Raw genomic sequence first — 13,688 nt, forward strand, 5'->3', positions numbered from 1 at the left:
GTCGAGAGCCCCGGCACCCGAGGTGCCGGGGCTTTCCGCTGCCCGCGCCCACCGACCCCACGACCCGTTGACCGGGGCCCCGGTCAACCGACCGGATTCAGTCCCCTCCCCCCGGGCAGACACACCAGCGACGTGTGCGCGACGGGCGCACATCGCCACGGAGGGAGTGATCGGTCGTGCGCGTGCTCTGGGTATCCGCCCACCCCGACCCGCGCTCGCTGAACGGGGCACTGCGCGACGAAGGCGTCGCGGTGCTGCGGGAGCGGGGGCACGAGGTCGTCGAGTCGGATCTCTACGCGATGAGCTGGAATCCCGTGGTCGACCACGGTGACTTCACCCACGACCCGGACAAGCGCCTCGATGTGCTCACCGAGTCCCAGCGCGCGCTGGAGACCGGCACGCTGAGTGAGGACATCCGCCAGGAGCAGGCCAAGCTGCTGTGGGCGGACACGCTCGTCGTGCAGTTCCCCCTGTGGTGGTTCGGCATGCCGGCCATCCTCAAGGGCTGGTTCGACCGGCTGTTCGTCCAGGGCTTCGCCCAGGGTGTGCCGGACCCGACGACGGGCCGGGCGATGCGCTACGGGGACGGCGGGCTGTCCGGCCGCCGCGCACTGGTGGTGACCACGGTCGGCGCCAACGCCGCCACGACCGGGCCGCGGGGCATCCATGGCGACATCAACGACGTGCTGTTCCCGATCCTGCACGGCACCCTCTGGTACACCGGCATGGACGTGGTCCCGCCCCTGGTCGTCAACGGCACCGTGTGCCTGTCGGGTGCCGAGTACGAGGCCGCCGCCGAGCGGCTGCGCGAACGGCTCGTCGCCCTCCCGGACACCGACCCGATTCCCTACCGCCGCCAGAACGGCGGCGACTACGACGAGCACCTCGTCCTGCGGCCGGAGCACGCGGCGGGCGAGGAGGGCATCCGCATCCACTACACCGGCCCCGGACAGACCGAACCGTGCGAGACGACCGGCGGCCCGACGGAGGCCGACCGCTGAGGGCTTCGAGGCCCGGACGGACCGCGGACAGACCGAAGGCCCGGATCCATCAGGATCCGGGCCTTCGGTTTCAGTAGCGGGGACAGGATTTGAACCTGCGACCTCTGGGTTATGAGCCCAGCGAGCTACCGAGCTGCTCCACCCCGCGTCGGTGAACACAACATTACGTCAGCCCACTGACCAGAGCAAATCCATTGGCGCCCGTGCGGAGTGAGCTCCGTTACGCGGTGAGCTCCTGGTGCAGCGCGTCCCGCAGCCGGGCCGCACGCTCCGCCACCTCGGCCGGACCGAGCTCGACGGCACGCGCGCACCAGCGCTGGCCCTCGGTGAGCTCGCCCCGGCGCGCGGCGAGCAGGGCCAGGCGCAGTGCCGCCCGGCCATGTCCCGCGCGCGCCGCCCGGGTCCACCACAGGGCCGCCTCGCGCTCGTTGCCCTCACGGGCCAGGAGCAGGCCGAGGTTGAAGGCGCCGTTGCGGCTGCCCGCCTCGGCGGCCTCGCGGTACCAGCGGTCGGCCTCCGCCATGTCGCCGCGGGCGGCGGCCAGCATGCCGACCCGCACCTGGGCGCGACGGTGCCCCTGCTCGGCGGCCCGCTCGTACCACTCCTCGCACTCGCTCTTCTCCGCCGGCGTCTCGCCGAGCGCCGGCGCGCCCGGGGGCGGCTGACGGGAGTCGAGCAGCGTCGCGAGCCGAAAGGCCGCCTCGGGGCTGCCGCCACCCGCGGCACACCGCAGATGCCGCTCGGCGGCCCGGTCGTCGCCGTCGCGGAGCAGCGCTATGCCGACCTGGAGTGCCGCCTCGGTGTGGCCCGCGGCCGCGGCCCTGGCGTACCAGACCAGAGCCGTACGGTCGTCGTCCCTGCCGACGTGGAGGATGCCCAGGTTGAAGGCGGCGTCCACGCTGCCGGCCTCGGCCGCCTTGGAGAACCACGGCTCGGCGCCCGTGGCGTCGCCGGACTGCAGCAGCAGCACGGCGAGCGCGTTGGCGGCCTCCCGGTGCCCGGCGTAGGCGGCACGGCGGTACCACTGCTCGGCCTGAGCCGTGCGGTCCTGGGCGGCGCAGAGCAGCCCCAGGTTGTAGGCGCCGTTGACGTCGCCCGCGTCCATGGCGGCGCGGTACCAGCGCTCGGCGGTCTGCTGCTCGCCGCGGGCGGCGTGCCAGGCGCCCAGGGCGTTGGCAGCGTTGCCATCGCCCTCCTGGGCAGCGCGCAGCCACCAGACGGCGGCGCTCTCCTCGTCGCCGGCGTCCCGCAGCAGGAAGCCGAGCGCGCACGCCGCACGCGCCTCGCCGTCCTTCGCCGAGGTGAGGTACCAGCGGCCCGCTTCCTTCAGCTCTCCGCGCTTCTCGAGGATGGCGCCGAGGTGCAGCGCGGCTCTGCGGTGCCCCCGGGCGGCGGCCTGCCGGTACCACTGGGCGGCCTCGTCCAGGGTGGTGGGCTCCGGGCCCGCCTGGTCCTCGGGGCCGGCGCGGCCGGAGGGCGCACCGCTGTCACGGCCGCCGGGAGACGCGCACGCGCCGTCGGCGGCGCTCGCCGCACCGTCGTCCGTGCGCACGACCAGGAGGCCCGCGTCCCCGCCTGCGCGGGCCTCGTCGGCCGCCCGGCGCTCCAGCGCACGGGCGAGCCGGTAGGCCGCTTCACGATGGCCCTGCTCGGCGGCGGCGCGCAGCCAGCGCTCGGCGCCGACGTCGCTGCGGTGCTCCAGCAGATCGGCGAGTGCGTACGCCCCCAGGGCGTGGCCCTGCTCGGCGGACTGGCGCAGCCAGTACTCGGCGGCGGGCTCGTCACCGCGCTCGCGGAAGTGGCGTCCGAGGGCGTGCGCGGCGGCGGCCGAACCGGCGACGGCGGCGATACGCCACCAGCCGGCGGCCTCGTCCGCGTAACCGCGCTGGTGGAGCAGGACACCCAGGTTGTTGGCGGCCGCACGGTCGCCCTCGGAGGTGGCGGCCCGCAGATAGGGCTCGGCACCATCGAGGTCGCCGCGGCGCATCAGCAGCGCGCCGAGCACGCTCATCGACGCGGTGTCGCCGCTCTCCGCCGCACGGCGGTATCGCTCCTCGGCCCCGGCGCTCTCCACGGAGTCGGCGCCCTCAGTGGCGCCCACGCCGTCGACCTGGCTCGCGGCAGGAGTGTCCGCGGCGTCGGCAGCGCTGATCACATCTGCCGTGTTACCGGCATGCTGCTGCACAAACCGCCCTGTCTCCAACAGAGTTGCCCTGTCCCCCATAAATTCCATCGTCGCACCACCTGCAACCCGCGTACACCTGGTATACCGCAGCCGGTAAGGTCACTTCAGCGTTTTGTCGACATGCCCACAGAGAGATAAGTCAAACACGTTGACGGTCAACTCGCCCCACGGCGCGCCCAGTTCCCACCGGCAGCACATACGCGCGAAGAGGGCCCGGATCCTCAAAAGGATCCGGGCCCTCTTCGTTTCAGTAGCGGGGACAGGATTTGAACCTGCGACCTCTGGGTTATGAGCCCAGCGAGCTACCGAGCTGCTCCACCCCGCGTCGTTGTGTTGAAACACTATCACGACGCGGAGTGTTGCCTGTTCAGCAGCTACGGGGACGGGCTGGGACTCGGCTTGCCCTGAGCCGCGTTCAGCCGCTCCAGCGCCGCGTCCAGGTCCTCCTGGGCCCTGCCGTACGCCTCCCAGTCCTTCGGCGTCTTCGCCAGCGCGGCCTCGGCGTCCTGGTGCGCCTTCAGCACGTCGGCGATGGCGCCCTTGAGCGCGGCGTCACCGGTCGCCGGCGGAGGCTTGGTGGTGCCGTCCCCCGGTGGTGTCGGTGGCGTCGTCGTCGGTGGCGGTTCGGCGCCCTCCTGCGCGAAGACGGCGTCGAGCGCCTCCGTCAGGCTGTCCTTGAAGACGGGTTTGCCTCCGCCGTACGCGACGGCCACCTTCTTGAGCAGCGGGTAGTTCGCGCTGCCGCCTCGGGCGTACACCGGCTCGATGTACAGGAAGCCGCCGTCGAGCGGCACCGTCAGGAGGTTTCCGTACTCGATGTCCGAGTCGGTACCTCTGAGGTCCCGTACGAACGTGGCCACTTCGGGCACGCCGTTCAGCTCGCTCTGCACCTGTGTCGGACCCTGGACGGTCGAGGTCACTCTCAGCAGTCTGATCGAGCCGTAGCCCTTGCTGGTGGCATCGGCGTCAACAGCCATGAAGGCGCCCAGGTTCGGGCGTCCGGCCGGTGTGAACGTCGTCGTCAGCGAGAACTTCTGCGCCGACTCCCCGGGCATCTTCAGGCTCAGGTAGTACGGCGGGACCGCACTGGTGTCCTTGTTCGTCGGGTCGTCCGGCACCTGCCAGGCGTCACTGCCGCTGTAGAACTGCTCGGGCTCCGTGACGTGGTATCGGGTGAGCAGCTCGCGCTGGACCTTGAACATGTCCTGCGGGTAGCGCAGATGGGCCTTGAGCGCGGGCGAGATGTCGCCCTTGGGCTTCACCGTGCCCGGGAAGGCCTTCATCCAGGTCTTCAGGACGGGGTCCTCGGTGTCCCACTGGAACAGCTTCACCGAGCCGTCGTACGCGTCGACGGTCGCCTTCACCGAGTTCCGGATGTAGTTGACCTGGTTCTGCTGGGCGACGACCGCGCGCTGGTTGGTGGTCAGCGAGTCGGTCGTGGTGTCGCCGAGCGTCGTACGCGAGGCGTACGGGTAGCCGTTGGTCGTGGTGTACGCGTCGACGATCCACTGGATACGGCCGTCGACGACCGCCGGATAGGCGTCGCCGTCGATCGTCAGCCAGGGGGCGACCGCCTCGACGCGCTCCTTGGGGGTGCGGTTGTAGAGAATCCGCGAACCGTCCCCGACAGCGCCCGAGTACAGGATCTGCGGCTCACTGAAGGCCACCGCGTACGCGGCGCGGTTCAGCGGGTTGGAGAGGCTGACGCCGCTCTTGCCCTGGTAGCTCGTGTACTTGGTGGGGCCGACACTGGCCTCGTAGTCGAGCTCCTTCTGCGGACCGCCGACGATCGAGTACTGCTCGGTCTTCTCGCCGTAGTAGATCCGCTGCTCGTACTTCCCGAGCTGGCCCTTGGTGGGCATGCCGGCCTCGGTGAAGTCCGGTGAGCCGACGGTGCCCTGGTTCGGATCGGTGATCACGCTGGTGCCCTTGGCCGAGATCGCGCCGTAGCCATGGGTGTACGTGAAGTGGTCGTTGATCCAGTTGCTCTTCGGGATACCCGTGATGTTGAGCTCGCGCAGACCGATGACCGTGTCCTGCGGCTTGCCGTCGGGGCCGGTGTACCGGTCGACGTCCAGCGTCGCGGGGAACTGGTAGTACTTGCGCTCCTGCTGGAGCTGCTGGAAGGCGGGCGAGACGACATTGGAGTCGACGACGCGGTAGCTCGCCGCCGACGTGGCCGCTTCGCGCTGCTGCGTCTTCCGCTGCGGGTTGCCCTTGCCCTCGTAGTCCTCGGGCTTGGCGCTGTCGATGCCGTACGCCTCGCGTGTGGCATCGATGTTCTTCTTGATGTACGGACTTTCCTTGGCCTGCTCGTTCGGCTGGACCTGGAACTTCTGCACGATCGCCGGGTAGAGACCGCCGATGAGGATCGCGGACAGGACCATCAGGCCGAAGCCGATGACGGGCAGCTGCCACGTGCGCCGCCAGAGCGTCGCGAAGAAGAGCAGCGCGCAGATGACCGCGATGCAGAACAGGATCGTCTTCGCCGGCAGATAGGCGTTGGCGTCCACGTACCGCAGGCCTGTCCAGTTTCCCGTGGCCTTGAAGTCACTGGACTTCACCGCGAGGCCGTACCGGTCGAGCCAGTACGCCACGGCCTTCAGCGAGACGAAGACACCCAGCAGCACCGAGAGGTGGCCGGTGGCCGCCGCGGTCGCCCGGGCGCCGGGGCTGGTGATCCGCAGCCCGCCGTACAGGTAGTGCGTCAGCGCGGCGGCGATCAGCGAGAGCACGGCGGCCGCGAAGCCGAAGCCGAGCAGGAAGCGGTACCAGGGCAGGTCGAACGCGTAGAACGACACGTCCATCTTGAACTGCGGGTCCTTCTGACCGAAGGGCACGCCGTTGACCCACATCAGCCAGGTGCGCCACTGACCGGTGGCGGACGCTCCGGCGATCAGCCCGACGAGAGCGGTGATCGCGAGGAGCACCCACTTCTTGTACGGGGCGATGCTCATCCGGTAGCGGTCGAGGCTCTGCTGCTCCAGCGACATCGCGCTGAGCGGCGGGCGCAGCCGGTGCGCGAGCCAGATGTTCAGCCCGACGGCTCCCGCCATGAGCAGACCGAAGACGGCGAACAGTCCGATCTTGGTCCACAGGGTGGTGGTGAACACCGAGGAATAGTGGACTGAGCGGTACCAGAGCCAGTCCGTCCAGAACCCGGCGAACATGACGAACGCCATGGCCAGCACGGCCAGCACGGCCAGTGTCATGAGCAGGGTGCGGACGCGCCGGGACGGCCGGCCCACTCTGATCCGTGGCCCGGTCGGGCCTCCGCCGCGGTCCGGCATCTGGAAAGCCAACGTGCGCACCTCGAAGTTCGCGGTCGTGTGAAACGGGCCCCGCGATCGTAGAGCCCACTACTGCAACTTACTGAGGCTTTACCTAGTTCCCGTATCGGGGCCGGAAGGAGGCAGGATATTGGGCATGCCCAATAGTTCTTCCTCCGGCCCCCCGATGGCCGCCAGCCCACTGACCCGCGCCGTGCTCGAAATCGACGAGTACGCCTCCGGCCTCGGATGGGACCGGCCGGCCCGGCTGTTCGCCCTCGTCGACACCGCCCAGCTGCGCACCCAGGAGCCCGGCCTGGCAGGCCAGCTCGGACTCGACGACGACAAGGCCGGCGCTCCCCTGACCCCCATCGAGCAGGACGAGATTCCGCCCGGCACCCCCCTGGACGAGTTCCTCGGCACCATCGCGTGGCCGGACGCGGTGGCCGGCTGCGCGCTGACCGTGGAGCGTCAGATGCTTCCCGCGTCGGCGGAGGCGTCGGTCCCCGAAGGTCTCGACGACGCGGCCCTCACCAAGTGGGTCGCCGCTCATCCGGCCCGCCAGGAAGTGCGCATGACCGTGGCGGTGCTCCGAGACGGCGCACGGGAGTCGGCCCTGCGGCTCCGTGAGAAGGACTCCCCCACCGAGGTGTTGACGGGCTCGGACCTGGTGCCGGGTCTGGCAGAGGCGCTGTCGGCGACGTTCGAGTCGTAAGGGTCCGGGGTCCGGCCGGACGGCGCGCGCTCGCCGCGTCGCCGTCCGACGGACCGCCGTGCTCAGCCCGTCGTGCAGCTAGGCAGCCCTGCTGTGCTGCCCGACTTGATCTTCTCCAGCGACTTCGCGGCGTCCTCGATGGTGTTGACCTTCACGAGGGTCAGCCCGTCGGGGATGTCCGATGCGGCCGACGCGCAGTTGTCGTTGGGCGTCAGGAAGTACTCCGCCCCCGCGTTCCGGGCGCCCACCAGCTTCATCTCGATGCCACCGATGGGACCGACCTTGCCCTGGTCGTCGATGGTGCCGGTGCCGGCGACGAACTTGCCGCCGGTGAGGTTTCCGGGGGTGAGCTTGTCGACGATGCCCAGTGCGAACATCAGACCGGCGCTGGGGCCGCCCACATCGGCGAGGTTGATGTCGATCGTGAACGGGAACGTGTGGTCGGTCCCCGCCTGGATGCCCACGATCGCCCGGTTGCCGGTGTCCGACGTGGTCGTGGTGATGGTGACCTTCTCGGTGGCGCCCGGCTCCTTGCCCGCCTTCTCGGCGGCGGCAGCGGCCTTCGCCGGGACGATCGTGAAGACGACCTTCTCGCCGGGCTTGTGCTTGGTGACCAGCTTGGCGACGTCAGCGGGCTGCTCGACGGCGGCACCGTCCACGGCGCGGATCACGTCGCCGGCGTGCAGACGGTCCTCGGAGGGCGTGTCCTTGATGACCGTGGAGACCACGACCCGCGACTTCACCGGGATCTTCAGCTGCTTCAGCGCGGCAACCTTCGCGCTCTCCTGCGACTGGGTGAACTCCTCGGCGTTCTCCTGTGTCGACTGCTCTTCCGTCTTGCCGTCCGGGTAGAGCGTGTCGTGCGGAACGACCACGTTGTCGTGGGCCAGCCAGCCGTAGACGGCCTCGACGAAGTTCATGTTGTAGTCCGCACCGGTGACCCGGACCGTCGTCATGTTGAGATGACCGGTCGTCGGGTAGGTCTTGCGGCCGGAGATCGCCAGCACCGGCTCACCGCGCGCCTCGCCGAGCGTGTTGACGGTGGGGCCGGGCGACATCTCCGAGTACGGCACTTTGATGAACACCCCGGCGCACAGAAGTGCGATCAGAACGAGGGTGGAGGCGAGCATCGTCGCGGTGCGGCGTGGCATGGAACGACAGTACGGGACGCGCCTGTCAGCGCACCGCCGGGGCCGGTCCGTACGGGGCAGGAGGGCCACTGCGCACGGACGGCGTGTGAGTCAGGACTGCGTCAGGCGGCATCTCTGCCGGTGCCCGCTTTTTCCATCGCGTCGCGGAACCGCGCGTAGCCGGCGAGCTCGGCCACGTCACCGGTTGTCCGGTTCCGCTGGGCCCAGCCTCCCCATATCGCAGCACCGACGGCAGCGAACAGCGGAATCAACAACCAGGCGAGTGCTGCCATCACGACCTCCCTACCCCATGATCGAAAGCAACTGAGTGATCAGCAGATTAGCCATCTGCCAGTTCAACGCTCACGGCAGGGTGGCGGTTACGCAAATCGGGCCGCTTGGGCCGTTCCCGGGTTTCGGGCGGCCGGCCGGGGCGGTCCGGGGAGCCCCGCGCGCCGTGCCGTCGTGACAGCCCCGCTGCCGCTTGTCGGGTACCCGTGATCGGGGGCTGCACGCCGGGGCGGGACGGCGCACGGACGGGGCACGGCGAATCCGGGGCCGGACCCGCTCACGGCAGGGGTGCGGAACGAGCCCGGCCGGGCAGGACCCGCTCACGGAAGAGGTGCGCGCCGAACCCGGGGCCGGGCTGGCCGACAGCCGGCAGGGCCTACGCGCCCACCCACTCCTCGGTGCCGTCGGAGAACTTCTGGTGCTTCCAGATCGGCACCTCGTGCTTGAGGTCGTCGATCAGCTTGCGGCACGCCTCGAACGCCTCCCCGCGGTGCGGGCAGGACACCGCGACGACGACCGCGAGGTCCCCGATGGCGAGGTCCCCGACCCGGTGCACCGCCGCCAGCGCCCGCACCGGGAAGCGGGCGACGACCTGGTCGGCGATCCGGCGCATCTCGGCCTCGGCCGACGGATGGCAGGAGTACCCGAGGGTGTCCACGTCGGAGCCGCCGTCGTGGTTGCGCACGGTGCCGACGAACAGCGCGGTGCCGCCCGAAGCGTCGTCACCGACGGCCGCGAAGACCTCGTCGACGGAGAGCGGGGTGTCGCGGATCGCGAGAAGGCGGACCGGGTCCGGAGCCGCCTTCTCGCCGGGGTGCTCGTGCGTACGTGCCATGTCGGCCATCGTGCCGCATGCCACTGACATCGTGGAATAGCCCGATCGACCGGCCGGGCGAGCCCCGCCTTGGAGCCTCCTACAGCCGGCGGCGCGCCTTGCGGGCCCGGCGGACCAGTGCGGCCGTGCCGAGCAGGGCGACCGTCGCACCGGCGGCGCCCGCCGCGGTCGCGTCCTTGCGGCCGAGCCTGCGGCCCACGACCGTGTGCCGGCCCTCCACCTCTTCGAGCAGCGCCGCCAGGACCTCCTCGTTGGTCCACTGCGGACGCCAGCCCGCGTCGTGCAGCCGGCTCACACTGACGACCCAGGGGTGCATCGTGTAGGCCAGATCGCCCGCCGGGGACGGGGTGAGACCGATCCGGTGCAGCCGGGCGGCGGCACCCAGCGCGACGGCCGAGGGCAGCTCCATGCGGCGGATGCCGCTGAGCTCCTCGACCTCCTCCTGCTCCAGCCAGCCGTCGCAGCCGACCGCGAGCTCGCCGTCCACCTTCTCCAGGGCGGCGTACTCCAGCGCGCTCACCAGGTCGTCGACATGGCAGAACTGCCAGGTGGGACGCGATCCGGCGACCACGAGAAGGCGCGGCGACTCGAAGTAGCGGGTGAGGGCGGTGTCCGTACCGCCCACCAGGACGGCGGGTCTCACCACCGTGACGTTGAGCCCGGGGTGGGCGCGCGGAGCCCGGCGGGCGAGCCGCTCGATCTCCATGAGATCTCCGACACCGGTGGCCTCGGCGGTGGCGCGCAGTTCGGCGTCCTCGGACAGCGGGATGTCGTTGTCGGGCAGTGCCCCGTAGACCATCGCGGACGTGCAGAGCACGACCCGGTGCACACCGGCGGCGGCCGCCGCGGTGAGCACGGTCTGGGTGCCGCGCACGTTGTAGGCGGTGCGGGCGGCCGCGTCGGACTCCAGATCGAGATCGAGAGCCAGGTGCACGACCACGTCGGCGCCGCGCAGCTTCTCCGCGATGGCGGGGTCGCGCACGTCGAGGATGTGCCACTGCGCCTCGGCGACCTCGCCCCTGCGCTCGTCGATCGCGACGACCTGCTTGACCTCGGCGGAGTCGGCGAGCCGCCGGGCGAGCAGTTCACCGATGCCGGTGGCGGCGCCGGTCACCGCGACGACGGGGCCCCGGCCTGCGGGCCCCTCGCCCGGGGTCGGGGTTGAGCGGTTTCGCGCTCCGCGAACCTGCGGATCTGGGGAACTCACCAGGCGTCTCCAGCGGTTGTCTTCAGTACGTAAGCGAATGACACGTACGTACCAGGTGGCGTCCATCCTGCCGCAGCCCACGAGTCGGCGGAGCACCGAGCCCATATGCGGCGCGGATGTCTACGCTGGTGGTGTTGTCGGGCATTCGCCGTCGGCCCGGAGCCGGCGGCCCTACGAGCCGAGGAAACCCGTGAGTGACACCCCATTCGGATTCGGCCTTCCGCCGGAGGAGCCGGAGAACGGCGACGAGGGCAAGAAGAAGGATCCCGCCGGCGGTGGCCAGGGCGGGCAGGCCTCCAATCCCTTCGGATTCGGCGGCGACGGCGGCGACAATCCGTTCGCGGCCATGTTCGGCTCCCTGAATCCGAACGATCTGGGTGCGGCCTTCCAGCAACTCGGGCAGATGCTGAGCTACGAGGGCGGACCGGTGAACTGGGACATGGCGCAGCAGATCGCGCGCCAGACGGTCTCCCAGGGCACGCCGGACGGCACCAAGGACGAGAGTGTGGGTCCCGCCGAGCGGACCGCGGTCGAGGAGGCCGTGCGTCTGGCCGATCTCTGGCTGGACGGCGCCACCTCGCTGCCCTCCGGCGCGAGCACGGCCGTCGCCTGGAGCCGTGCCGAGTGGGTGGAAGCGACGCTTCCGGCGTGGAAGCAGCTCGTCGACCCGGTCGCCGAGCGTGTCGGCCTGGCCATGGGCGATGTGCTGCCCGAGGAGATGCAGGCCATGGCGGGCCCGCTGCTGGGGATGATGCGCTCCATGGGTGGAGCGATGTTCGGCCAGCAGATCGGGCAGGCCGTCGGTGTCCTGGCCGGTGAGGTGGTCGGCTCCACGGACATCGGTCTGCCGCTCGGCCCCGCCGGCAAGGCCGCGCTGCTCCCGCTGAACGTCGCGGCGCTCGGCAAGGACCTCGGAGTCCCGAAGGAGGAGGTGCGGCTGTATCTGGCCCTCCGCGAGGCCGCCCACCAGCGGCTCTTCGCCCATGTGCCGTGGCTGCGCTCGCATCTGTTCGGTGCCGTCGAGGGGTACGCCCGCGGGATCAAGGTCGACACCAGCAAGCTGGAGGACGTGGTCGGCCAGTTCGACCCGAACAACCCCGAGCAGCTGCAGGAGGCTCTTCAGCAGGGCATGTTCCAGCCGGAGGACACCCCGCAGCAGAAGGCGGCACTGGCCCGTCTGGAGACGGCGCTCGCGCTGGTCGAGGGCTGGGTCGACGCGGTGGTCCACGAGGCGGCCTCCTCCCGTCTGACCTCGGCGAGCGCCCTGCGCGAGACGCTGCGCAGGCGGCGGGCGTCGGGCGGTCCCGCCGAGCAGACCTTCGCGACGCTGATCGGTCTCCAGCTCCGTCCGCGACGGCTGCGGGACGCCTCCCGGCTCTGGGCCTCGCTCACCGACGCGCGGGGCGTGGACGGTCGGGACGCCTTGTGGGAGCACCCGGACATGCTGCCGACGGCATCGGACCTGGACGACCCGGACGGCTTCGTCCACCGCGAACAGCTCGACTTCTCGGAGCTGGACAAGATGCTCGGTGAGGCGGCGACCAAGGGCGGCGGTCAGAGCGACACCGGTCCTGCGGACGCTCCCGACACCAAGGGCACGGACACCGAGGGTCCGGACGACAAGGGCCCGGACAGCGGCACGGACGGCAAGGACGACTCCGACCGATGAGTCTGCACGACGACGCCGTCCTCGTACTGAAGAGCTACGAGGACCAGGAGGAGTTGCGCGGGCTCTATCTGGACCATCTGGACACGCACCCGGACGGCATGTGGAAGGCCTGCCATGCGGGTCACGTGACGGCGAGCGCGCTGGTCGTCGACCCGGAGGGCGGGCGGGTGCTGCTGACGCTGCACAGAAAGCTCGGCATGTGGCTGCAGATGGGCGGCCACTGCGAGCCCGGTGACCCGACACTCGCCTCCGCGGCCCTGCGGGAAGCCACCGAGGAGTCCGGGATCGACGGGCTGACACTGCTTCCGGTCGGCCCGGTCCGCCTGGACCGCCATGCGATTCCGTCGCCCTGCAACTGGCATCTGGACGTCCAGTACGCGGCCCTGGCTCCGGCCGGAGCCAGGGAGGAGATCAGCGACGAGTCGCTGGATCTGCGCTGGTTCGCCTACGCCGAGGTGCCGGACGTGGCCGACGAGTCCGTCGTCCGGCTGATGGAGCGGACACGGGCCGCGCTCTAAGCACACACGGGTGCTGTCAGCAGGTACGGGTAAGGGGCGGCCTCGAGGGAGGCCGCCCCTTACCTGTGCGCGGCACCGTGCACGGGCGCCGCGGCGTTGCTCAGTTCCAGGCGTTGTTCTGGTTCTGGGCGTGCGAGCCGTGCTGGCCCGCACCGAACTGGGCGCGCAGGCCCTGGCCGATCTCCGCGTTCTGCGGCGGCATGACCTCGCTCGGCTGCACCAGCGCGAAGCCCTGGCCGAGGAAGTTGAGCTCCCAGCCCTCGCCGGTGTTGCCGCGCCTGCGCCGTACGCCCGAGGAGTGCGTCTGGGACTGCATCTGCACACGCAGACCCGACGACCAGGCGACGATCGCGTCGGCGTCGACATTGACGTACTTGTCCGGGGTGACGTGCATCATCAGCGGCTGGCCCGAGGTCATGAGCGCGACCTTGCCCCGGCCGGAGATGTTGAGCTGGTACTTGCCCGAACCGGAGATCCCGTACTGGCTGTCGACCGCGATGACCTCGGTGTGCAGCGTCGAGTCGAGCGCCAGGACATAGGCACTGTCGACCGTCATGCCCTCCTGGTCGACGTCGACCACATGGATGTACTGCGCGAGGTTCGCGAGATAGACGGTGCCCTGTCCGGAACAGCGCATCAGATCCAGGCCCTCGCCGGTGTTGGCGCGGGCGCGGCGCTGCTGACCGCTCTGGTACTCACCGTCGAAATCCATCAGCCCCTGGTAGGCGACCATCGCGCCCTTGCGGGCGAGGACGTCGTCCTGCCCGGTGAGCGCGACCCGCAGCAGCTGCGGGTTCTGGACGACGTAGCGGTCCTGGGACTGCTGTTCCGCGTGGTTGAAAAGTGGGCTCTGCATGATGTGTTCGCT

The 13,688-nt window shown here is 70.4% G+C and carries 11 protein-coding genes and 2 tRNA genes; 4 read left to right on the forward strand and 9 right to left on the reverse strand.

The features are described from left to right. Positions 1 to 176 precede the first annotated feature (176 nt). Positions 177 to 1,001, forward strand: a complete 825-nt coding sequence (locus ACFWU3_RS02820) for an NAD(P)H-dependent oxidoreductase (RefSeq protein WP_384430100.1) — start codon at positions 177 to 179, stop codon at positions 999 to 1,001. Between the two features lie 74 nt (positions 1,002 to 1,075). On the opposite strand, the gene ACFWU3_RS02825 is transcribed toward ACFWU3_RS02820, so the two are convergent. From ACFWU3_RS02825 to ACFWU3_RS02840, 4 genes are all read right to left on the reverse strand, one after another. After that, positions 1,076 to 1,149 (reverse strand) — tRNA-Met (locus ACFWU3_RS02825). A 72-nt stretch (positions 1,150 to 1,221) separates the two neighbouring features. After that, positions 1,222 to 3,234, reverse strand: coding sequence for a tetratricopeptide repeat protein (locus ACFWU3_RS02830; protein ID WP_384430102.1), 2,013 nt, complete (start codon positions 3,232 to 3,234; stop codon positions 1,222 to 1,224). Between the two features lie 203 nt (positions 3,235 to 3,437). Continuing rightward, positions 3,438 to 3,511: transfer RNA gene (locus ACFWU3_RS02835), tRNA-Met, on the reverse strand. Positions 3,512 to 3,560: 49 nt separating this feature from the next. Further along, positions 3,561 to 6,476 carry a UPF0182 family protein gene (locus ACFWU3_RS02840; RefSeq protein ID WP_384430277.1) on the reverse strand — a complete coding sequence of 972 codons (2,916 nt, stop codon included), beginning with the start codon at positions 6,474 to 6,476 and terminating at the stop codon, positions 3,561 to 3,563. Positions 6,477 to 6,612: 136 nt separating this feature from the next. Between ACFWU3_RS02840 and ACFWU3_RS02845 the strand changes: the two genes are divergently transcribed. After that, positions 6,613 to 7,170 carry a PPA1309 family protein gene (locus ACFWU3_RS02845; protein WP_384430105.1) on the forward strand — a complete coding sequence of 186 codons (558 nt, stop codon included), beginning with the start codon at positions 6,613 to 6,615 and terminating at the stop codon, positions 7,168 to 7,170. Positions 7,171 to 7,232: 62 nt separating this feature from the next. On the opposite strand, the gene ACFWU3_RS02850 is transcribed toward ACFWU3_RS02845, so the two are convergent. The 4 genes from ACFWU3_RS02850 to ACFWU3_RS02865 form a co-directional block, all read right to left on the reverse strand. Next, a complete protein-coding gene (locus ACFWU3_RS02850; protein WP_384430108.1) occupies positions 7,233 to 8,321 on the reverse strand; it encodes a PDZ domain-containing protein in 1,089 nt (362 codons plus the stop codon). A 101-nt stretch (positions 8,322 to 8,422) separates the two neighbouring features. Continuing rightward, positions 8,423 to 8,593, reverse strand: a complete 171-nt coding sequence (locus ACFWU3_RS02855) for a hypothetical protein (RefSeq protein ID WP_313944228.1) — start codon at positions 8,591 to 8,593, stop codon at positions 8,423 to 8,425. 374 nt (positions 8,594 to 8,967) lie between these two features. Continuing rightward, positions 8,968 to 9,426: a molybdenum cofactor biosynthesis protein MoaE gene (locus ACFWU3_RS02860; protein WP_384430111.1), complete on the reverse strand. Its 459-nt coding sequence runs from the start codon at positions 9,424 to 9,426 to the stop codon at positions 8,968 to 8,970. Between the two features lie 79 nt (positions 9,427 to 9,505). Beyond that, entirely contained in the window at positions 9,506 to 10,633 is a 1,128-nt protein-coding gene (locus tag ACFWU3_RS02865) for an SDR family oxidoreductase (RefSeq protein WP_384430114.1), read from the reverse strand. Positions 10,634 to 10,823: 190 nt separating this feature from the next. Here ACFWU3_RS02865 and ACFWU3_RS02870 point away from each other — a divergent pair, with 190 nt between their 5' ends. Beyond that, positions 10,824 to 12,302, forward strand: a complete 1,479-nt coding sequence (locus ACFWU3_RS02870; protein WP_384430117.1) for a zinc-dependent metalloprotease — start codon at positions 10,824 to 10,826, stop codon at positions 12,300 to 12,302. Beyond that, positions 12,299 to 12,820 carry an NUDIX hydrolase gene (locus tag ACFWU3_RS02875; protein ID WP_384430120.1) on the forward strand — a complete coding sequence of 174 codons (522 nt, stop codon included), beginning with the start codon at positions 12,299 to 12,301 and terminating at the stop codon, positions 12,818 to 12,820. The genes ACFWU3_RS02870 and ACFWU3_RS02875 overlap by 4 nt, the downstream gene beginning before the upstream one ends. Positions 12,821 to 12,920: 100 nt before the next feature. Here ACFWU3_RS02875 and ACFWU3_RS02880 read toward each other — a convergent pair whose 3' ends face one another. Next, positions 12,921 to 13,676, reverse strand: a complete 756-nt coding sequence (locus ACFWU3_RS02880) for an AIM24 family protein (RefSeq protein ID WP_384430122.1) — start codon at positions 13,674 to 13,676, stop codon at positions 12,921 to 12,923. Positions 13,677 to 13,688 lie beyond the last annotated feature (12 nt).

The organism is Streptomyces sp. NPDC058685 (assembly GCF_042714725.1).
In the GTDB taxonomy this organism is placed as follows: Bacteria; Actinomycetota; Actinomycetes; order Streptomycetales; family Streptomycetaceae; genus Streptomyces.